Origin of the sequence: Mizugakiibacter sp. (assembly GCF_039680435.1) — a bacterium.
GTDB lineage: Bacteria > Pseudomonadota > Gammaproteobacteria > Xanthomonadales > Rhodanobacteraceae > Mizugakiibacter.
Genome location: NZ_JBDKSX010000093.1, coordinates 23,318 through 42,477, shown reverse-complemented (window position 1 = coordinate 42,477; position 19,160 = coordinate 23,318). Strand labels below are relative to the sequence as shown.

The following is a 19,160-nucleotide window of genomic DNA, read 5'->3' as shown; positions in this document are numbered from 1 at the left end:
ATGCGGATCGGGCTTTGGCTCCATCCGCGCACATCCGCGCCAAAAAATGCTCCGGCGAGCAGTCGCCTCACGACGGCTGCGACACAAACAGCGCCTCGCGGTTCGCGGCGTACCACGCCAGCACCTTGCGCACCGCCTCGACCACCGCGCGCGGGGTGACGGTGGCGCCGGAGAACTGGTCGAAGTCGCCGCCGTCCTTGCGCACCTTCCAGCGCGCGGGCGGCGGATCGCGCAGCGATTTGCCGGCGAAGCGCGCGATCCAGTCGCTCTTGTCCGCGTCGATCTGGCCGCCGAGCCCCGGCGTTTCGCGGTGTTCGAGCACGCGCACGCCGGTGAGCGTGCCGTCCCGCGCGATGCCGATGCGCAGCCGGATCGGGCCGTTGTAGCCGTTCGGCGCGATTGCCTCGACGACCAGCGCGGCCGGCTGGCCGTGCAGGCGCGCGCGATAGACCGGCATGGCGTCCGCGCCGCCGAGCGCGGGATCGCGCACCTCGATGCGGTCGGCCAGCGGGTCGTTGTCGTACAGCGCCGCAGGCAGCACGTCGGCCAGCGCGGCGATGTGCGCGGCGCGCGTGTCGGCGGCGATGCGATCGCGGGTCAGCCACCAGGTGCCGGCGATCAGCGCGGCGCACGCGGCGAGCGCGAGCGTCAGCGCGACGACGGGTTTCGCGGCGGCGCGCGGCGTCTCAGGCATGGCCGTGCCCGTAGGCGCGCGGCGGCGTCAGCCTGTCGATCAGCGGCGCCGCGCCGTTCATGATCAGCACGGCGAAGGCGACGCCGTCGGGATACGCGCCCCAGCGGCGGATCGCCAGGGTCAGCACGGCGACGCCCGCGCCGAACAGCAGCCGGCCGCGCGGCGTGGTGCAGCCGGTCACCGGATCGGTGGCGACGAACCACGCGCCCAGCATCAGCCCGCCGCTGAACACGTGCTGCAGCGGGAACGGATGCAGGTCCGGATCGGCCAGCCAGAACGGCAGGGTCAGCAGGATCGTGGTGCCCAGCACCGCCACCGGCACCTGCCAGCCGATCACGCGCCGCCACCACAGTGCGAGGCCGCCCAGCGCGTAGGCGTTGGCGATCCACTCCCAGCCTTTGCCGCCGAAGTCGCCGAACATGGGATTGGCGCGGATCTCCGGCATCGTCATGCCCTGCCTGGCGAGCGTGCGCACGGCGTCGAGCGGCGTGGCCTGCGCCAGCGTGTCCAGGTCCAGACCCGGGGGCAGGTGGCCGAGGAAGATCGCCGACAGCGTGTCGCCGAAAGCCAGCGCGTGCGTCGCCAGCGGCGCCGGCGCCAGCCATTGCGACAGCGCGTGCGGAAAGCACACCAGCGCCGTCGCGTAGCCGGCCATCGCCGGATTGAACAGGTTGCGGCCGAGCCCGCCGTACAGGTGCTTGGCCAGCACGATCGCCGTGGCCATCGCCAGCAGGGTGATCCACCAGGGCGTCAGCGGCGGGATGCACAGCGCGTACAGCACCGCGGTGACCGGCGCGGACAGGTCGCCGAGGAACGGCGCCGCCGGCACGCCGCGCACGCGCAGCATCATCGCCTCGAAGCCGAGCGCGAACGCGGTCGCCAGCGCGATCTGCACGACGATGCCGGGGCCGAAGTACCACGCGTGCGCGGCGATGCCGGGCAGCAGTGCCAGCAGCACGGTCGCCATCACGCCGCGCACGCGGGTCGGCGGCGGCAGGTGCGGCGCGCCTGCGGTGGGGAAGCGTCTCATGCGCCGTCCTTGGGCGCGCCGCCGGCCGGCGGCGGGCGCTTCTTCGCCCGCGCGCGCGCGATCGCGGCCAGCACCGCGTCCTTGCTGATCGGTGACGTCGGCGCGCCCGGCTGCGCCGACGCGGCGGCATCCGCGCGCTTCGCCGCGGAGCGCTGCAGGCGCTCGGCGCGCTCGCGCGCCAGCCGCGATTCGCGCGCGAGGAAGCGCCCGCGCGCGGCGTCGGCGCGCGCGCGCGCGTCGCCCTGCGCGCGCAGTTCGGCCTTGCCCCAGCGATACCAGTCCAGCAGCGGGATGTGCGAAGGGCAGGCGTAGGCGCACAGCCCGCACTCGATGCAGTCGGCCAGCGCGTGCGCCTGCGCTCCGGCGAGATCGTCGGCGCACAGGTCGGCGAGCAACTGCTGCGGCAGCAGTTGCGCCGGGCACACGCGCGCGCACTCGCCGCAGCGGATGCAGGGCAGCTCGGGTGCGTCGTCGTGCAGGTCGTGGTCGGCCAGCACCAGCACGCAGTGGGTCGCGGCGCTCACCGGCACGCCGTCGTGCGGCAGCGCGATCCCCATCATGGGTCCGCCGGCCAGCAGCCGCGCCGCCCGCGCGGTGTAGCCGCCGGCCTGCGCGACCAGCCATTCCAGCGACGTGCCGATGCGCGCCTCGAAGTTGCCCGGTTCGGCGACGCCGGCGCCGGTGACGGTGACGATGCGCGAGGTCAGCGCCTCGCCGCGCGCGACCGCGCGCCAGGCCGCCGCCGCGGTGGCGACGTTGTGGCAGACGATGCCGATGTCCTGCGGCAGGCCGCCCGACGGCACCTCGCGGCCGGTCAGCGCCCGGATCAACTGGCGCTCGCCGCCCTCGGGGTAGCGCGTCGGCACCGCGGCGAGCGCGGCGCCCGCGAACGGCGCGTCGTGCAGCGCGATTTCCAGCGCGGCCAGCGCCTCGGGCATTGCATCCTCCACGGCGATGAAGGTGCGCGCCGCGCCGAGCACGTGCGCCAGCAGCGCGGCGCCGGCGACGACTTCCTCGGCGCGCTCGCGCAGCAGCGCCTCGTCGCAGGCGACGTAGGGCTCGCATTCGGCGCCGTTGACGATCAGCGTCGGCTGCGCCGCGGCGAGCTTGATCGCGCTGGGAAACGCGCCGCCGCCGAGGCCGACCGTGCCGGCGTCGCGCAGGCGTTCGAGCAGCAGTTCGCGCGGCGCCGCGCGCCAGTCGGCGATGGGCGGCAGGCGCAGCCATTCGTCGGCGCCGTCCGGTTCGATCACCACGCAGAGGCCTTCGCGCACCTCGGCGTCGGCCAGCGGACGCGGCTCGACCGCGACCACCGTGCCCGAGGTCGAGGCGTGCAGCGTCGTGCCGTGCGCGTCCCCGGCGCGGCCGATCGCCTCGCCGCGGCGCACGCGCTGGCCGTGCGCGACCAGCGCGCGTGCCGGCGCCTCGCCGCGCGTCGCCAGCGGAATCGCCAGTTCCGGCGGCAGCGGACAGGCGCGGATCGGCCGCGCCAGCGCGGCCTGCTTGCGCAGGTCGAGCCGCATGCCGCCGTGGAAGCGATGGATGCGCATGGACGGCGATTCTCGCAGGTTTACCGCCATGTTCATCCAGCCGGGGCACGGCGGCGTAGGATGGCCGAGCCGGCGCTGCCGGCATCGGTGCGCTGCAATCGATGGGAGGACCATCCGATGATGTCCAAACCTCTGCGTTTCGCTTCGTGGGGCGTCGCTGCGGCGCTCGGCTTCGGCATCGGCATGGCCGTCGGCCACGCGCCGAGCGCGCGTGCCGCCGACCCGGTGGGGGCGCCGGATACGGTTACCGTGTTCGTGGGCGCCCACTTCGGCATGCGCGAGGATGGCGCCGCCAAGGCGCTCACTCGCAGCCACAGCGATTTCGCGGCGAGAGGCTATCGCTTCGCGTCGCTGGCGCCGTACGACGAGAACGGCGACCTGCAGGGCTTTTTCGTGACCTACACGCGTTCGCCCTGAGCGCTGCCCGGTCGCGCCGGGCGCTGTTCGCGGGCGGCGCCCGGCGCCGCCACCATCGCGATGCAGTCGACCGGACAGGCCGGCACGCACAGCTCGCAGCCGGTGCACAGCTCGTCCACCACGGTGTGCATCTGCTTCGAGGCGCCGACGATGGCGTCGACCGGGCAGGCCTGGATGCACTTGGTGCAGCCGATGCAGACGTCCTCGTCGATCAGCGCCACGGCCGGCGCCTTCTCGCGGCCGCACGCGGGATCGATCGGCCTGGGCTCGCGGCCGAGCAGGTTCGCCAGCGCGCGCACGCCGGCCATGCCGCCGGGCGGGCAGCGGTTGAGCTCGGCTTCGCCGCGCGCCAGCGCTTCCGCGTAGGGCCGGCAGCCGCCGTAGCCGCACTGGCCGCACTGCGTCTGCGGCAGCAACGCGTCGATGGCGTCGACGGTGATTGCGCGGCGCGCCGCGCGCAGGCGCCGCTCGGCATGGCGCAACGCCAGCGCGAACGCGGCGCCGAGCGCCAGCGTCGTCAGCAGCGCGGCGAACATCAGCGGCCCATGCCGGCGAAGCCGAGGAAGGCCAGCGCCATCAGCGCGGCGGTGATCAGCCCGATCGGCGCGCCGCGGAACGGCGCCGGCACGGCGGCTGCGGCCAGCCGCCCCCGCATCGCCGCGAACATCAGCAGCACCAGGCCGAAGCCCAGTCCCGCGCCGAGGCCCAGCGCCGTCGCGCCGACGAAGCCGTCGGGGCGCGTCGCGGCCAGCAGCGCGGCGGCGAGCACGGTGCTGTCGACGCCGAGCAGCGCCGGCCGCAGGTCCGCGCCGGCCGCCAGTGCGGGCGTCCAGCGGCACAGCGCGCGCGCCACCACCTGCGACAGGCCGACCGCCAGCAGGATCAGCGCGAACGGGCGCAGGAACTCCGCCTGCAGCGGATGCAGCAGCGCATGCTCGACCAGCCAGCCGGCCGCGGCGGCGAGGGTCAGCGTCAGCGCGGCGACCAGCGCCCGCGCGGCCACCGGCGCCAGCCGCGGCGGCGCGTCCAGCCACGGCTCGACGCCGAGCATGCGCGCCAGCACGAGGTTGTCGGCCAGCGCGGCGCCGATCAGGATCAGGCCGAAGTCGGTCATGCGGACGGCGGAGCGGTTGCGGTGGGACGAATTATAGGCGCCGCCGTCGCGCTCCCCCGCGCACGGCGCCGTGCGGCGTTGCCGTCCGCGACTTGCGTGGCGACAATGGCGCCCCCATCCAGACAGCCCCGACCGAGGACGATCCCATGGACAGCTACCTGCACAGCCTCGACGAGGGCGCAACCGCCGAGACGCCGGAAAAGAAGTCGCCCGACATCGAGCAGCGCCTGTTCAAGGCGCGCACCATCCTGATCTACGGCGGCATCAACCAGAAGCTGGCGGAGCGCGTCACCGCGCGCCTGCTGGCGATGCAGGCCGAGAGCGACGCGCCGATCACCGTCTTCATCAACAGCCAGGGCGGCCACGTCGAATCCGGCGACACGATCTACGACATGATCAAGTTCGTGAAGCCGGAAGTGCGCATCGTCGGCACCGGCTGGGTGGCCAGCGCCGGCGCGCTGATCTACTCGGCGGCGCAGCGCAAGAACCGCTACAGCCTGCCGAACACGCGCTTCATGCTGCACCAGCCGTCCGGCGGCGCCGGCGGCACCGCCAGCGACATCGAGATCCACGCCCGCGAGATCCTGCGCATGCGCGAGCGCCTCGACCAGATCTTCGCCCGCGAGACCGGCCAGCCGCTGGAGCGCGTCTCCCGCGACACCGAGCGCGACCACTGGATGACCGCCGCCGAGGCCAAGGAATACGGCCTGGTCGGCAACATCATCGCCAGCGCCGGCGAGCTGCCGTAACGACAGGCCTCCCCGCCCCGACCCGCTCTCCCGGGCACGGCTTGGGGGAGCGGGAGCCGCGGGGCGCCCTGCGCGCTTTCGGGCGTCCGGAAACCGGGGCGGCCCATGCCGGCCCCTTTCCCCTCGGGCGTCCCGCCTTATTTGGCCTTGGCGCCGCCGATGTTGCGGCTGAGGAAGTCGAGCAGCTTCACGTAGAACGCGCGGCGATGTTCTTCGGTGTAGAAACCGTGACCCTCGGTGGGGAAGTACAGGGTTTCCGGCGCATTGCCGGCCGCCTCCAGCGCCCGCTCCATGCGCCGGCTGTGCTCGATCGGCGCGCGCGTGTCCTGGCCGCCCGCCGCCAGCAGGACCGGATGCTTGATCCGCGCGGCCAACTGCGTGGGTGAAACCGCAGCCAGGGTGTCCGGGTCGCCCACCCAGTCGCGAAACCAGGTTTCCAGGTCGGCGCCCTTGGCGGCGTCGTCCCGATACATCATCGGCAGGTCGTAGACGCCCACGTAACCCACGCCGCACCTGTACAGGTCCGGTTCGCGCGCCATCCCCATCATCGCCGCATAGCCGCCGTAACTGGCGCCGTAGATGCAGATGCGCTGCGGGTCGGCGATCTTCTGCGCGATGGCCCAGCGCGTGGCGTCGGTCACGTCGTCCTGCATGCGCGCGCCCCATTGCCTGGCGCCGAGGCTCTCGAAAGCGCGGCCGTAGTTGCCGGAGCCGCGGAAGTTGACGCGCAGCACGGCGTAGCCGGCGTCGGCCAGCAGTTGCACCTCCTCGTCGAACCCGGGCGAGTCCGCGATGCCGAACGGCCCGCCGTGCGGAAGCACCACCATCGGCAGCCCCGTCCCCGCGCCCTTGGGCAGGGTGAGGTAGCCGTGCAGCACGACGCCGTCGCGCGCCTGCAGTTCCACGCCGCGGGTCGCCGCCATTTGCGCCGGGTCGAGCCAGAGGCGGCGGCTGAACACGCCGACGGCCGCCTTGGTTTTCCGGTCGTAGAGGTAGAAGTCGCCCGGATTCCTGTCGCTGGATACCGCGAACAGCACAAGCTGGCCGTCGGCCGTGCGCGAGGTGATGGTGACGCTCTGGCCGGGAAACGCGGCTTCCAGGCTGCGTTGCACGACCGCGTCCCGGGAATTGACGTCGAAGAACGCGGTGCGTGGCGGATCCGACATGAATGCCGCGCCCACCGGAACGTAGTCGCTGCCCGAATACAGGATGTGGTCTGGATCGACCCGCTGGTCGCGCAGCACCTCGGTGCGCTGGCCGGTCGCGGTGTCGAACGCGACGATGGCATCCGGACCGGCAGCCTGCTCGACCTCCAGGAAGGCCGTGCGGCCGTCGGCGGAAAATCCCACGGGCCGCTCCGCGTGGCCGCTGGTTCTCTCGTCGTTGAGCGTGCGCCACGCCGCCTTGTCGTCGGCGCGATACAGCAACTGGCTGAAGTTGCCCTTGACCTCGCCCTCGGCGAGGCGGACCACGCCCTCGGCGTCGGCGGCAAAGCGGGCGCGCCTCAGCGGCGCGCTGGCGACGGTCGTGAGCCTGCCGCTGTTCACATCCATGCGCGCGACGCGCGTGATCGGATTGATGCTGTAGGAGCTGATCGCGACCAGCACATGCTCGGCGTCGCGCGGCAGCGTGTCGATCAGCTCGGCGAACTGCAGGCTGCTGTCGTTGAGCAGGACCACGAAGTCGCCCTGCACGGATGGGTCGAGGTTGCCGACCAGTTTCCTGGCGCCGCTGCCGTCGGCGTTGAGCCCGAACAGTTCGCCCGTGGCCACCGGTTTTTCGAGCGGTCCGTCCTTCCTGGCCCAGGCGATGATGACGCGCTGGTCGCCGACCCACCTGAAATCGGCGACGGCCGAATGCGGCCCGGCCGTCGCCTTGGCGGTGACCTTGCCGTCCGCGCGGCGCGAGATCCACAGCACCGTGCGATCGGGCAGTTCCACGGTGGCGGCGTAATAGGCGCCCGTGGGCGAAATCCTGATCTGGTCGTAGGTGTCCGGCTGCAGGTAGCGATCCACATCGACCTGCGCACGCGCCGACGCCGCCCAGCCCATGGCCAGGCATGCGAGCCACATCCCTGCTGTTCGCATGGGTTGCCCCTGTTTGAACCACCCTTCCGGCATTACAGCACAGCCGAACCGGGTCGCGGCACCGCTCGGCGGAGCTTGCGCGCGGGCAAATGTCCGCGGTGCCGAACGTTGGGAGGCGGGCGGGGCCGGTCCGAAACGGCCGCGCCGGTTCCGAGCAAGGCGCCCGGTTATTTCACCGGCATGCCCGGCGCGGCGCCGCCGTCGACGTCGAGCAGGAACAGCTCGCTGCCGCCGCTGCCGGCGGACAGGATCATCCCTTCCGAGACGCCGAAGCGCATCTTGCGCGGCGCCAGGTTGGCGACGAACACGACGTGGCGGCCGACCAGCTTCGCCGGTTCGCCATAGGCCGCGCGGATGCCGGAGAAGATCTGGCGCTTGCCCAGTTCGCCGGCGTCAAGCTCGAAGCGCAGCAGCTTGTCCGAGCCTTCCACGAACTCGCAGGCCAGCACCTTGCCGATGCGCAGGTCGAGCTTGGCGAAGTCGTCGATGCCGATCGTGGCGGGGGTTTCGGCGGCGGACGGGGCAGCGGGCTTGGCGGTGTCGTTCATCGGCTTCTTGTCGTCTTTGCTCCCTCTCCCGCTGGCGGGAGAGGGCTGGCGTGAGGGGGTTGGCGCTGCGTTCTGCAGCGACTCCTTGGAGGCTTCGACCATCGCTTCGATCTGCCTGGGGTCGATGCGGGAGAGCAGGTGCTCGTACGGACGGATACGCGTCGGCAGCGCGAGCGCCAATTCAAAACTCAAACGCTCGCTCACTTCGAATAGCGCCATGGCTCGCGCAGCCAGCGCTGGCATGACGGGCGCCAGATAGACGCTCAAAACGTAGAAGGCGCGCAGACAGTCCGAACAGACTTTGTGCAGCGCGACGCGTTGCGATTCGTCTTTGGCCAGCAGCCAGGGCTTTGCTTCATCCCACTGCTTGTTGACGCGATCTGCCCCTTCCATCGCCAAGCGCACGACGCGAGCGAAGTCGCCTTGTTGGTAGCCGTCGATGATCTCTTCCAGCGATGACTGATGCAGCAGCGTCTCGATATCGGTATCCGCATCCGAGAGGTCGAAGACCGGCTCGTTCAGTGCTCCGTCGAAATGCTTGGTGATGAACCCCGCCGCTCGGCTGGCGATATTGACGAACTTGCCCACCAGGTCCGCGTTGACGCGCGCGGTGAAGTCCTCGAGGTTGAGGTCGACGTCCTCGACGCCGCCGGAGCTCTTCGCCGCGAAGTAGTAGCGCAGGCACTCCGGATTGAGGCCGGCGTCGAGGTAGGTGCGCGCCTGGATGAAGGTGCCGCGCGACTTCGACATCTTCGTGCCGTTGACGGTCAGGTAGCCGTTGACGTGCAGCGCGGTCGGCACGCGGTGGCCGGAGCCGTGCAGCATGGCCGGCCAGAACAGGCCGTGGAAGTTGATGATGTCCTTGCCGATGAAGTGGTGCAGCTCGGCGTCGCTGCCGGCGCGCAGGAAGTCGTCGAAACTGGCCGGCGAGAGGCCGTGCTGCCGGCCTTTCTCGCTGTTGCACAGCGCCTTGAAGCTGGCGAGGTAGCCGATCGGCGCGTCCAGCCAGACGTAGAAGAACTTTCCTGGCGCGTCCGGGATGGGGAAGCCGAAGTAGGGCGCGTCGCGCGAGATGTCCCAGTCGCGCAGGCCGCCGTCCAGCCACTCGCGCAGCTTGGCGGCCACGCCGGCGTGCGCCACCGCCCGCCCGCCGGTGAGCCGTCCCTCCAGCCAGTCGCGCAGCAGCGCCTCGAATTTCGGCAGCTCGAAGAAGTAGTGCTCCGAGTCGCGCAGTTCGGGCGTGGCGCCGGAGACCACCGAGTAGGGATTGATCAGGTCGGTCGGCGCGTAGGCCTTGCCGCACACCTCGCAGTTGTCGCCGTACTGGTCGGGCGAGCCGCAGTGCGGGCAGGTGCCCTTGATGTAGCGGTCGGGCAGGAACATCTGCCGCGCCGGATCGTACATCTGCTGGATGGTGCGCCGGGCGATGTAGCCGCCATCGCGCAGGCGCGTGTAGATCAGCGTCGCCAGCGCGCGGTTCTCGGCGCTGTGCGTGGTGTGGTACCAGTCGAAGTCGACGCCGAACGCCGCGAAGTCGCGCTCGTGGCTGGCCTGGATGTCGCGGATGAAATCCTCGGGCGCGACGCCGGCTTTCTCGGCGGCCAGCATGATCGGCGTGCCGTGCGCGTCGTCGGCGCAGACGAAGTGCGTCTCGTGGCCCATCATGCGCCGCGCGCGCACCCAGATGTCGCCCTGGATGTAGCCCACCAGGTGGCCGAGATGCAGGTGGCCGTTGGCGTAGGGCAGGGCGCAGGTGACGAGGGTGCGGCGGCTCATGCGAAGTCCAGAGCGACAACGAATCGCGGATTATCGCACGCCGCGGCGCGGCAGAGGGCCGGCGCCGGCGCCCCCTCGCCATTCCGGCTTGCGCCGGAATGACGTTTTTTTCTTACGCTTTTCCCGAGTCCCGAGTCCCGAGTCCCGAGTCCCGAGTCCCGAGTCCCGAGTCCCGAGTCCCGAGTCCCGCCGCTACTGCTGCCGTTCCCACACCTGCGTGCGGCCGATCAGCGCGAAGCCGATGAAGCCGCGCACCTTCAGCTTGGCGCCGTTCTCGATCAGGGTGATCTTGCAGCCGTAGGTCTTGCCGTTCTTCGGATCGAGGATGTGGCCGCCGGTCCAGACGCCGTCGTCGTTCTGCATGTCCCAGATGATGGTCATGCCCTCGACCGGCTTGTTGTGGCGCTCGCCCGCGCACTTGTCGCAGATCGGGTGCGGGCCCTGGTCGGACTGCAGCACCTGCAGCACCTTGCCCTGCAACACGCCGTTGTGTTCGGTGATCTCGACCAGCGATTTCGGCTTGCCGGTGACGTCGTCGATGGTCTTCCACACGCCGACCGGCGAGTCGGACGCGGCGAAAGCGTAGCTGGCGACGAACAGACAGGCGGCGACGAGGCCGCCGCGAAGCAGGTTGCGCATGACCTTTCCTCCCGTACGGTGGCGCATGTCGAGCCTGCCGTTGCCGGCGACGGGCGTCAAGCCTGACCGGGATCAGGGCGCGGAACCCGCATTGCTGCTGGCATAATGCGAGGTTGCAACGGAGCACGACGCATGACGCAGATGAACGAAACGCGGGTCCGCGAGCTGCTGGCCGGGGTGATCGATCCGCACACCGGGCAGGATCTGGTGGCGATGGGCGCGGTGCGCGCCGTCGGCGTGGACGGCGGGCGCGTCTCGGTGGATCTGCTGCTCGGCTACCCCGCGCACAGCGTGCATGCCGACATGGCTGCGCAGGTCAAGGCGGCGCTGGAGGCCGATCCGGCGGTCGAGGCGGCCAGCGTGTCGGTCGGCTCGCGCGTGCAGGCGCACAAGGTGCAGGGCAAGCTGGCGCCGATGCCGGGCATCAAGAACATCATCGCGGTGGCGTCCGGCAAGGGCGGCGTCGGCAAGTCCACGGTGGCCGCCAACCTGGCGCTGGCGCTGGCCGCCGAGGGCGCTGCGGTGGGCGTGATGGACGCCGACATCTACGGCCCCAGCCAGCCGCGCATGCTTGGCGTCGAGGGCAAGCCGACCTCGCCGGACGGCAAGAGCATCGAGCCGATGCGCAACCACGGCCTGCAGGTGATGTCGATCGGCTTCATGGTCGGCGAGGACACGCCGATGATCTGGCGCGGGCCGATGGTCACCCAGGCGCTGACGCAACTGCTGAACGACACGCGCTGGCAGGACCTCGACTACCTGGTGATCGACCTGCCGCCCGGCACCGGCGACATCCACCTCACCCTGTGCCAGCGCGTGCCGGTGTCCGGCGCGGTGATCGTGACCACGCCGCAGGACATCGCGCTGCTCGACGCGAAGAAGGCACTGAAGATGTTCGAGAAGGTGGCGGTGCCGGTACTCGGCATCATCGAGAACATGTCCACCCACGTCTGCTCGAACTGCGGCCACGAGGAGCACGTGTTCGGCGAGGGCGGCGGCGAGCGCATGGCCGCGCAGTACGGCGTGCCGCTGCTGGGATCGCTGCCGCTGGACATCCGCATCCGCGAGCAGGCCGATGGCGGCACGCCGACGGTGGCGGCGATGCCGGAGTCCGACGTGGCCGCGCGCTACCGCGAGATCGCCCGCAAGACCGCCGCGCAGCTTTCGCTGCAGGCGCGCAACAAGGCGATCCAGTTCCCCAAGATCGTCATCGCCAACACGTAGGCCGGGGCGGGACCCATCGCCGCGCCGGCCGGTTTCGCCGTCGGTGCGACGCGGGCCTGAGCAGAGGCCGACGGAAAACGGCGGGCCGGGGCCCGCCCTACCAAAATCGCGGCGGTTTGCGCCACAATCGCCCGCGGCCGACCCCGGCCGCATCCCACGAAGCCACTGCCGGCGGCCGCGGCCGTCCCTGAGGGCGCATGAGCATCAAATCCGACAAGTGGATCCGCCGCATGGCGGAGCAGCACGGCATGATCGAGCCGTTCGAGCACGGCCAGGTCCGGCACAACGGCGGCGACAAGCTGATCTCGTACGGCACTTCCAGCTACGGCTACGACGTGCGCTGCGCCGACGAGTTCAAGGTATTCACCAACATCAATTCCACGATCGTCGACCCCAAGGCGTTCGACAGCCGCAGCTTCGTCGACATCAAGGCGGACGTGTGCATCATCCCGCCCAACTCGTTCGCGCTGGCGCGCACCGTCGAGTACTTCCGCATCCCGCGCAAGGTGCTGACGATCTGCCTCGGCAAGAGCACCTACGCGCGCTGCGGCATCATCGTCAACGTGACCCCGCTGGAACCCGAGTGGGAGGGCCACGTGACGCTGGAGTTCTCCAACACCACGCCGCTGCCGGCGAAGATCTACGCCAACGAGGGCGTGGCGCAGATGCTGTTCCTCGAATCCGACGAGGAGTGCGAGACCAGCTACAAGGACCGCGGCGGCAAGTACATGGGCCAGCGCGGCGTGACCCTGCCGCGCACGTGAGGCGCGCGCCGCGCGCCCGACCGCCGGGCGCGCATGTACACTTCCGGCCTACGCAACCGGGCCCGCCGCCCGCTGCCGCGGCACGATGAATCCAGATGCAGGAGCCTTCGCGATGAATTCCCTGAACCGATTCGCCCGCCTGTTCGCCGCTGCCGCCGCCTGCGGCCTGCTGCTGGCGCTCGCCGCCTGCGGCCCGATCCGCCGTGGCGGCAAGGAAACCGTGGCCGTGCCCGCGAAGTACGACATGGTCATCGCGGCCGCCAAGGACAACCAGTTCAACCTCGGCGGCGCGATCCTCAATATCGACGACCTGATCGGCCACTTCCGCTACCTGGAGGACCAGAAGCAGCTGCCGAAGAGCGTGCTGCTGAAGGACGGCGACGACGCCAAGGTGAAGGACGCGCACATCAACGCCTTCGCCAGCCTGCAGGTCACCTTCCACTTCACCGGCTACATCGAGCACAAGGGCAAGCTGACCCTGCTCAAGGCCGTGGAGACCCCGGACGACAAGGCGCAGAAGTGAGTTGAGGCCGCCGGGCGCGCGCGAAGGCGCCCGGGGTCTCCCGACGCTTCCGTCTCCCGCTTCTCAGTCGATGGCGCCGGCGGCGATGCGCGCGTCCCCGCGCGTGGCCAGCGCCGTGCGCAGCAGCAGGCGCAGCGCCCGCACCACGTCGTCGCGCGCCATGCTGGGCGCGCCGGCGTGGCGCGCCGCCTGCTCGGGCAGGTAGGGAATGTGCACGAAGCCGGCGCGCACGCCGCGGCGTTTCGCGGTCGCGTGCATCAGTCCGTAGAACACGTGGTTGCAGACGTAGGTGCCGGCGCTCTGCGAGATTTCCGCGGGAATGCCCGCGCGCTGCAGCGCGGCCAGCATGGCCTTGATCGGCAGCGTGGCGAAGTAGGCGGCCGGGCCGTCCGCGACCACCGGTACGTCCACCGGCTGCGCGCCGGCGTTGTCGGCGATGCGCGCGTCGTCGACGTTGATGGCGACGCGCTCCAGCGAGATGCGCGCGCGCCCGCCGGCCTGGCCGACCGCCAGCACCAGCGCCGGCCGGTGCGCGGTGAGCGCGCGGCGCAGCGCGGCCAGCGAAAGGCCGAACGCGGTCGGCAGTTGCGCCGCGACCACGCGATGGCCGGCGATGCGCGCGCCGTGCAGCGCGCCGACCGCCTCCCATGACGGATTGACCGGTTCGCCGCCGAACGCGTCGAAGCCGGTCAGCAGCACGCAGGGCGTCGTTCGATTCATCGGAACACCAGCACGTACATCAGCACCAGGTTGACCGCCAGCAGCGCCAGCGCGGTCGGTACCTGCATGCGGATCACGCCGTTCTGGTCGTCCAGCTCCAGCAGCGCCGCGGGGACGATGTTGAAGTTGGCCGCCATCGGCGTCAGCAGCGTACCGCAGTAGCCGGTCAGCATGCCGAGCGCGCCCAGCACCGCGGGATCGGCGCCGTGCCTGAGGATCAGCAGCGGCAGGCCGATGCCGGCGGTCAGCACCGGAAACGCGGCGAAGGCGTTGCCCATGATCACGGTGAACAGCACCATGCCGAGGCCGTAGGCGAGCACGCAGGCGAGGCGGCTGTCGACCGGGATCGCCGCCGAGGTGAGCGCGGCGATGGCGTCGCCGACGCCGGTGGCGGCGAACACGCCGCCCAGCGCGGCCAGCACCAGCGGCAGCAGCGCCGCCCAGCCCATCGTGTCGAGCAGGCGCCGGCCCTCGCCGAGCGCGGCGCGCGGCGGCGCGCGCGTCGCCGCCAGCGCGGCGAGCAGCGCGATCGCGCAGGAGAGCGCGAGGCCGGTCAGCGTCATCTGCGCCGTGGCGAACAGACGCGTGCCGCCGAAGGCGATCCGTTCACCGGCGAGCGCGACCGCGGCGGTGATCAGTGGAATCAGTAGCGCCGGCCCGAACAGGCGGTGGCCGAGCCGCGCGGCGCTGGCGCTGCGTGCCGCCGCATCGCGCTCGGGCAGGTGGCCGCGGCGCATGCGCGGCGCCAGCAGCGCGAGTGCGATCACGCCGAGGCCGGCGAGCTGCGCGGGGCGCTCGTCGCCGGCGTGCGCCGCCGCCAGCACCGCGTCGCCGCCGGCGAACAGCGCCGCCAGCACCGCCCAGAACGCCGCCGCCCACGCGCGGCGCTCGCGCAGGTTCAGCACCGCGGCGGCGGTAAGGAACAGCGCCAGCAGCCAGTAGGCGTGCTCAATCCGCAGCATCGGCGGCCTCCGCGGGCGCTCGCACGGCGCGCTGCATGCGGCGCTGGAATGCGACGATGCGCACGCCGTGGATCAGGAACGCCGCGATCGCGGTCGGCAGCGCCCACAGCGCGATGTGCAGCGGGGTCAGCTCGATGCCGTGCTGCGCGTAGAAGCCCTGGATCAGAAGCACGCCGCCGAGCGCGACGAACACGTCCTCGCCGAAGAACAGGCCGACGTTGTCGGTGGCCGCGGCCAGCGCGCGCACGCGCTGGCGCTCGGCGTGGTCGAGCGCGCCGTGGCGTTTCTCCGCCGCGGCCTCGCTCATCGGCGCCAGCAGCGGGCGCACCGTCTGCGCATGGCCGGCGACGTTGGTCAGGCCGAGCATGCTCAGCACCTGCCGCAATCCGAGGTAGGCGATCAGCAGCCTGGCGAGGGTGAGCCCGCGCAGGCTCTCGATCCACGCGCGCGCGTGCTCGCGCAGCCCGGCGCGCTCCAGCACGCCGATCACCGGCAGGGTCAACGCGAACAGCAGCAGCGCGCGATTGGAGACGAAGCTGGTGCCCAGCAGGGCGAGGATGTCGCCGACCGATTTGCCGGCGGCGAAGCCGCTGACCAGTCCGGCCGCGACCACCACCAGCACCGGATTGCGGCGCAGCGCGAAGCCGGCGACGACCACGGCGACGCCGAGCAGCGGCCAGTAGTTCATGCGCCGCGCCCCAAAGCGGCGATGCGCACGCCGGCGCTCTCCAGCGCCTCGCGCAGCCGGCGCGCGAAGGTCGCCGCGTCGGCGCGATCGCCGTGCACGCACAGCGTGTCGGCCTCGATGGCGACGCGTGCGCCGTCGCCGGCGAGGGCCTCGCCGCGGGTGGCGATGGACAGCGCCTGCGCCACGGCGGCATCGACATCGTCGATCACCGCACCGGCCTCGGAGCGCGGCGTCAGCGAACCGTCGGCGCGATAGCGACGGTCGGCGAACGCCTCGCGGGCGACGGCGAGGCCGGCCGCGCGTCCGGCCTCGAGCAGCGCGCTGCCGGCCAGGCCGACCAGCACCAGGCCGGCGTCGAAGTCGCGCACCGCGGCGGCGATCGCGTCGGCCAGCGCGCGATCCTTCGCCGCCATGTTGTACAGCGCGCCGTGCGGCTTGACGTGGTGCAGGCGCGCGCCGGCGGCGCGCGCGAACGCGGCCAGCGCGCCGGTCTGGTAGAGCGTCAGCGCGTACGCCTCGTCGGGCGCGATCGCCATCGCGCGCCGGCCGAAACCCTGCAGGTCCGGCAGCGACGGGTGCGCGCCGATGGCGACGCCGCGGCGCGCGGCCGCTGCGACGGTGCGGCGCATCGTGTCGGGATCGCCGGCGTGGAAGCCGCAGGCGATGTTGGCGGAGCTGACGTGCGCGAGCACGGCCTCGTCCTGGCCCATGTGCCAGGCGCCGTAGGATTCGCCCATGTCGCAGTTGAGGTCGAGGGTCCGCATGCTCGTTCCAATCGGCGTCAGGTGCTCTTTATCGCGCACCACCATGTACCTCGTTCGCCAGCCGCGTCGCGATGGCGGCCTCGAGCCGCTGCAGGCGGTGCTCGCGTTCGGCAAGGCGGCGGCGCGCTTCCTCCAGTGTCGTTGCGGCGAAGCGTACCGCATCGCCTGGCCGGCGCTGCGCGAGGCGCGGCAGATCCACCGCGGCGACGTGGCCGATGCGCGGATAGCCGCCGCTGACCGGATGCTCGGCCATCAGCACGATGGCCTGGCCCGACGGCGGCAGTTGCACGGTGCCGGCGACGCTCGCTTCCGAAACGAGTTCCAGCGGCGCGGTCAGCGCGAGCCGCGGGCCGTCGAGACGGTAGCCGACGCGGTTGGAGTCGACGGCGACACGGAACGTGCCCTCGAACAGCGCGGCGCGCGAGGCGGCGTCGAGGTTGCACGTGTGCGTGGCCGGCAGCACGCGCAGCGGGCGCTGCGCCTCGCCGTCGAACCACGGCCTGAAGTCGAGGCTCCAGTCGGGCGAGATCGCTTGCGGCGGCGAGGGCGCGTCGTCGCGTCGCGACGACGCGGGGTGCGGGTCGTCCGCATTCGTGCCGACCGGCAGCACGTCGCCCGCGCGCAGCGCGCGTCCGTCGAGCGGGCCCAGCGCGGCGTTGACGTCGACGCCGCGACTGCCCAGCACCGGCGCCAGCGCGATGCCGCCGCGCACGGCAAGGTAGCTGCGGCAGCCGTGGCGCATGCCGCCGAGCGCCAGCACCGCGCCGGCGCGCACGCGGACCGGCGCCCACAGCGGCGCGCGCGCGCCGTCGATGCGCGCGTCGATCGGCGCGCCGGTCAGCGCGATCACGGCGTCGGCGCGGAAACGCAGGGTCGGGCCGAGCAGGGTGATTTCCAGCGCGCAGGCATCCGCCGGATTGCCGGCCAGCGCGTTGGCGAGGCGCAGCGCCGGCGCGTCCATCGCGCCGGCACGGCCGATGCCGAGCTGCGCGTAGCCGGGGCGGCCGCGGTCCTGCGGCGTGGTCAGCAGGCCGGGCTTGAGCACCTCGATGCTCACGGCGCCGCTCCGGCGAGCCGCGCGAACTCGGCGGCGTCGATCGCGCGGAAGCGCACGCGGTCGCCGGGCGCGAGCAGGCACGGCGGCTCGCGCGCTGCGTCGAACAGCACCAGCGGCGTGCGCCCGACGATGCGCCAGCCGCCCGGCAGCTCGCGCGGATAGATGCCGGCCTGCGCGCCGCCGATCGCCACCGATCCGGCCGGCACGCGCGTGCGCGGCGTCGCCAGGCGCGGCGCGTGCAGCGCCGGATCGAGACCGAGCAGGTAGGGGAAACCCGGGGCGAAGCCGAGCATGGCGACGCGGTAGTCGCCGGCGGCGTGGCGCGCGATCAGCGTGCTCGCGTCGATCCCGGCGTGCGCCGCGACGGCTTCGAGGTCGGGGCCGCAGTCGCCGCCGTAGCAGACCGGGATCTCGACCACGCGCGCTGGCGCGTCGCCTGCGATGGGTTGCGCGGCGGCGCCGGCCGCGGCGAGCGCGGCGCGCACGCGCCGCTCGACCTCGCGCATGCGCGCGGCGTCGGCGGCGGCCGCCGCGTCGAAGCGCAGCAGCAGGCTGGCGTAGGTCGGCACCAGGTCCTCGAGGCCGGGCAGGGCAGCGTCGCGCAGCACGCGCGCCGCGGCGTGCACGCGGGCGTTCAGCGCGGCGTCGATGCGCTCGCCGAAGCGCAGCAGCAGCCCGCTTTCGCCCATCGCCTCCAGCGCGAATGCGGGCGATGCGGCCACGGCGCGCCTCAGCCGAGCAGCGCGCGCAGGCGCGCGAGCAGCGCCTCGCGCGCGTCGGCCGCATAGCGTTCGGCGCGACCGGCACCCCACACCGGGCCGGGCCAGGCGGCGTCGCCGGCGCGGCGCGCCACCACGTGCACGTGCAGCTGGCGCACGACGTTGCCGAGCGCGCCGACGTTGAGCTTGTCGCATGGCGCTGCCGCGCGCAGCGCCGCGCCGGCGCGCTGCACCTCGTCGAGCAGCGCGTGCTGCGCGGCGCGGTCGAGGTCGGCCAGCTCGACCAGGCCGGGCCGGCGCGGCACCAGGATCAACCACGGAAAGCGCGCGTCGTCCATCAGCAGCAGCCGCGACAGCGGCAGCTCGGCGACCGACGCGGTGTCCGCGGCGAGGCGCGGGTCGAGCGCGAAGCCTTCGTTCATGCGCGGGCCAGGTGCCGGTCGAAGAAGGCGAGCGTGCGCGTGAGCGCCAGCTCCGCGCTGGCGCGGTCGTAGACGTGCGCATCGACCTCGCGGTTGAAGGCGTGGCCGGCGGGGTAGGTGTACACCTCGGCCTGCGGATACGCCTTGCGGTGCTGCTCGATCGCCGCGGCCGGGATCGAGCCGTCGCGCTCGCCGAAGTGGAACATCGCCGGCGCGCGCAGCGGCTGGTCGAGGAAGCGCACGTTGCGCGCACCGTAGTAGCTGACCGCCGGCATGCCGAGGCGCTGCGCGGCGAGCAGGGCGACGCTGCCGCCCCAGCAGTAGCCGACCACGCCGATGCGGCCGCTGGAGGCGATCGCCTCGGCGGCGCTGGCGACGTCCTCGACCGGGCGCTCGAACTCGAGCTCCTCGACCAGTTGCCTGCCGCGGGCGATGCCCGCTTCGTCGTAGCCGAGTTCGGCGCCCGATTCGAGATGGTCGAAGAAGGCCGGCGCGATCGCCGTATAGCCGTGCGCGGCGAAGGTGTCGGCGACGTGGCGGATGTGCGCGTTGACGCCGAAGATCTCCTGCGCCACCACGATGCCGCCCTTGGGGACACCCTCCGGCTTGGCCAGATAGGCGGTGATGCACTGCATGCGGGTGGTGTTGAGATGGATGGTCTGGGTCACGGCGCGCTCCTGGCGCGGGGAAAGCGCCAGCGTAGGCCGCCGCGC

The 19,160-nt window shown here is 72.2% G+C and carries 21 protein-coding genes; 5 read left to right on the top strand and 16 right to left on the bottom strand.

What is annotated here, in order from left to right; genetic code table 11:
- Nucleotides 1–67 precede the first annotated feature (67 nt).
- Genes rsxG through rsxC form a run of 3 tightly spaced genes read right to left on the bottom strand, consistent with a single transcriptional unit; the run spans nucleotide 68 to nucleotide 3,274 of the window.
- Entirely contained in the window at nucleotides 68–694 is a 627-nt protein-coding gene (gene rsxG / locus ABFC67_RS10090; protein ID WP_346737896.1) for an electron transport complex subunit RsxG, read from the bottom strand.
- Nucleotides 687–1,724, bottom strand: a complete 1,038-nt coding sequence (locus tag ABFC67_RS10085; protein WP_346737895.1) for an RnfABCDGE type electron transport complex subunit D — start codon at nucleotides 1,722–1,724, stop codon at nucleotides 687–689. The genes rsxG and ABFC67_RS10085 overlap by 8 nt, the downstream gene beginning before the upstream one ends.
- The gene (gene rsxC / locus ABFC67_RS10080) at nucleotides 1,721–3,274 is read right to left on the bottom strand and encodes an electron transport complex subunit RsxC (protein ID WP_346737894.1); all 1,554 of its coding nucleotides are present in this window, start codon (nucleotides 3,272–3,274) and stop codon (nucleotides 1,721–1,723) included. Before rsxC ends, ABFC67_RS10085 begins: the two co-directional genes overlap by 4 nt.
- Before the next feature lie 60 nt (nucleotides 3,275–3,334).
- Here rsxC and ABFC67_RS10075 point away from each other — a divergent pair, with 60 nt between their 5' ends.
- A complete protein-coding gene (locus ABFC67_RS10075) occupies nucleotides 3,335–3,691 on the top strand; it encodes a hypothetical protein (protein ID WP_346737893.1) in 357 nt (118 codons plus the stop codon).
- On the opposite strand, the gene rsxB is transcribed toward ABFC67_RS10075, so the two are convergent.
- Both rsxB and ABFC67_RS10065 read right to left on the bottom strand, forming a co-directional pair.
- The gene (gene rsxB, locus ABFC67_RS10070; protein WP_346737892.1) at nucleotides 3,673–4,227 is read right to left on the bottom strand and encodes an electron transport complex subunit RsxB; all 555 of its coding nucleotides are present in this window, start codon (nucleotides 4,225–4,227) and stop codon (nucleotides 3,673–3,675) included. The genes ABFC67_RS10075 and rsxB overlap by 19 nt on opposite strands.
- Nucleotides 4,227–4,805: an Rnf-Nqr domain containing protein gene (locus tag ABFC67_RS10065; protein ID WP_346737891.1), complete on the bottom strand. Its 579-nt coding sequence runs from the start codon at nucleotides 4,803–4,805 to the stop codon at nucleotides 4,227–4,229. Before ABFC67_RS10065 ends, rsxB begins: the two co-directional genes overlap by 1 nt.
- A 146-nt stretch (nucleotides 4,806–4,951) precedes the next feature.
- On the opposite strand from ABFC67_RS10065, the gene ABFC67_RS10060 reads away from it, so the two are divergent.
- A complete protein-coding gene (locus ABFC67_RS10060; protein ID WP_346737889.1) occupies nucleotides 4,952–5,554 on the top strand; it encodes an ATP-dependent Clp protease proteolytic subunit in 603 nt (200 codons plus the stop codon).
- Between the two features lie 137 nt (nucleotides 5,555–5,691).
- Here ABFC67_RS10060 and ABFC67_RS10055 read toward each other — a convergent pair whose 3' ends face one another.
- The 3 genes from ABFC67_RS10055 to ABFC67_RS10045 form a co-directional block, all read right to left on the bottom strand.
- A complete protein-coding gene (locus ABFC67_RS10055; RefSeq protein WP_346737888.1) occupies nucleotides 5,692–7,626 on the bottom strand; it encodes a S9 family peptidase in 1,935 nt (644 codons plus the stop codon).
- Between the two features lie 182 nt (nucleotides 7,627–7,808).
- Nucleotides 7,809–9,965: a methionine--tRNA ligase gene (gene metG / locus ABFC67_RS10050; RefSeq protein WP_346737887.1), complete on the bottom strand. Its 2,157-nt coding sequence runs from the start codon at nucleotides 9,963–9,965 to the stop codon at nucleotides 7,809–7,811.
- A 192-nt stretch (nucleotides 9,966–10,157) separates the two neighbouring features.
- Nucleotides 10,158–10,604: a DUF2147 domain-containing protein gene (locus ABFC67_RS10045; RefSeq protein ID WP_346737886.1), complete on the bottom strand. Its 447-nt coding sequence runs from the start codon at nucleotides 10,602–10,604 to the stop codon at nucleotides 10,158–10,160.
- Nucleotides 10,605–10,736: 132 nt separating this feature from the next.
- On the opposite strand from ABFC67_RS10045, the gene apbC reads away from it, so the two are divergent.
- The 3 genes from apbC to ABFC67_RS10030 all read left to right on the top strand — a co-directional run bounded on the left by apbC (nucleotide 10,737) and on the right by ABFC67_RS10030 (nucleotide 13,115).
- The gene (gene apbC, locus ABFC67_RS10040; protein WP_346737885.1) at nucleotides 10,737–11,828 is read left to right on the top strand and encodes an iron-sulfur cluster carrier protein ApbC; all 1,092 of its coding nucleotides are present in this window, start codon (nucleotides 10,737–10,739) and stop codon (nucleotides 11,826–11,828) included.
- A 197-nt stretch (nucleotides 11,829–12,025) separates the two neighbouring features.
- Nucleotides 12,026–12,592 carry a dCTP deaminase gene (gene dcd / locus ABFC67_RS10035; RefSeq protein ID WP_346737884.1) on the top strand — a complete coding sequence of 189 codons (567 nt, stop codon included), beginning with the start codon at nucleotides 12,026–12,028 and terminating at the stop codon, nucleotides 12,590–12,592.
- 112 nt (nucleotides 12,593–12,704) lie between these two features.
- Complete coding sequence (locus tag ABFC67_RS10030) at nucleotides 12,705–13,115, top strand: hypothetical protein (protein WP_346737883.1); 411 nt, start codon at nucleotides 12,705–12,707, stop codon at nucleotides 13,113–13,115.
- 63 nt (nucleotides 13,116–13,178) lie between these two features.
- Here ABFC67_RS10030 and pcp read toward each other — a convergent pair whose 3' ends face one another.
- Genes pcp through ABFC67_RS09990 form a run of 8 tightly spaced genes read right to left on the bottom strand, consistent with a single transcriptional unit; the run spans nucleotide 13,179 to nucleotide 19,115 of the window.
- Entirely contained in the window at nucleotides 13,179–13,835 is a 657-nt protein-coding gene (gene pcp, locus ABFC67_RS10025) for a pyroglutamyl-peptidase I (protein ID WP_346737882.1), read from the bottom strand.
- Entirely contained in the window at nucleotides 13,832–14,797 is a 966-nt protein-coding gene (locus ABFC67_RS10020) for a DUF979 family protein (RefSeq protein ID WP_346737880.1), read from the bottom strand. Before ABFC67_RS10020 ends, pcp begins: the two co-directional genes overlap by 4 nt.
- Complete coding sequence (locus ABFC67_RS10015; RefSeq protein WP_346737879.1) at nucleotides 14,784–15,485, bottom strand: DUF969 domain-containing protein; 702 nt, start codon at nucleotides 15,483–15,485, stop codon at nucleotides 14,784–14,786. Before ABFC67_RS10015 ends, ABFC67_RS10020 begins: the two co-directional genes overlap by 14 nt.
- Nucleotides 15,482–16,249 (bottom strand): 5-oxoprolinase subunit PxpA, encoded by a 768-nt coding sequence (locus ABFC67_RS10010; RefSeq protein ID WP_346737878.1) that lies wholly within the window; start codon nucleotides 16,247–16,249, stop codon nucleotides 15,482–15,484. The genes ABFC67_RS10015 and ABFC67_RS10010 overlap by 4 nt, the downstream gene beginning before the upstream one ends.
- A gap of 28 nt (nucleotides 16,250–16,277) precedes the next feature.
- The gene (locus ABFC67_RS10005; RefSeq protein ID WP_346737877.1) at nucleotides 16,278–17,306 is read right to left on the bottom strand and encodes a biotin-dependent carboxyltransferase family protein; all 1,029 of its coding nucleotides are present in this window, start codon (nucleotides 17,304–17,306) and stop codon (nucleotides 16,278–16,280) included.
- On the bottom strand, nucleotides 17,303–18,028 hold the full coding sequence (gene pxpB, locus ABFC67_RS10000) for a 5-oxoprolinase subunit PxpB (protein WP_346737876.1): 726 nt from the start codon (nucleotides 18,026–18,028) through the stop codon (nucleotides 17,303–17,305). Before pxpB ends, ABFC67_RS10005 begins: the two co-directional genes overlap by 4 nt.
- 8 nt (nucleotides 18,029–18,036) lie before the next feature.
- Entirely contained in the window at nucleotides 18,037–18,447 is a 411-nt protein-coding gene (locus tag ABFC67_RS09995) for an HIT family protein (protein WP_346737875.1), read from the bottom strand.
- Complete coding sequence (locus tag ABFC67_RS09990) at nucleotides 18,444–19,115, bottom strand: dienelactone hydrolase family protein (protein WP_346737874.1); 672 nt, start codon at nucleotides 19,113–19,115, stop codon at nucleotides 18,444–18,446. The genes ABFC67_RS09995 and ABFC67_RS09990 overlap by 4 nt, the downstream gene beginning before the upstream one ends.
- Between the last annotated feature and the right edge of the window lie 45 nt (nucleotides 19,116–19,160).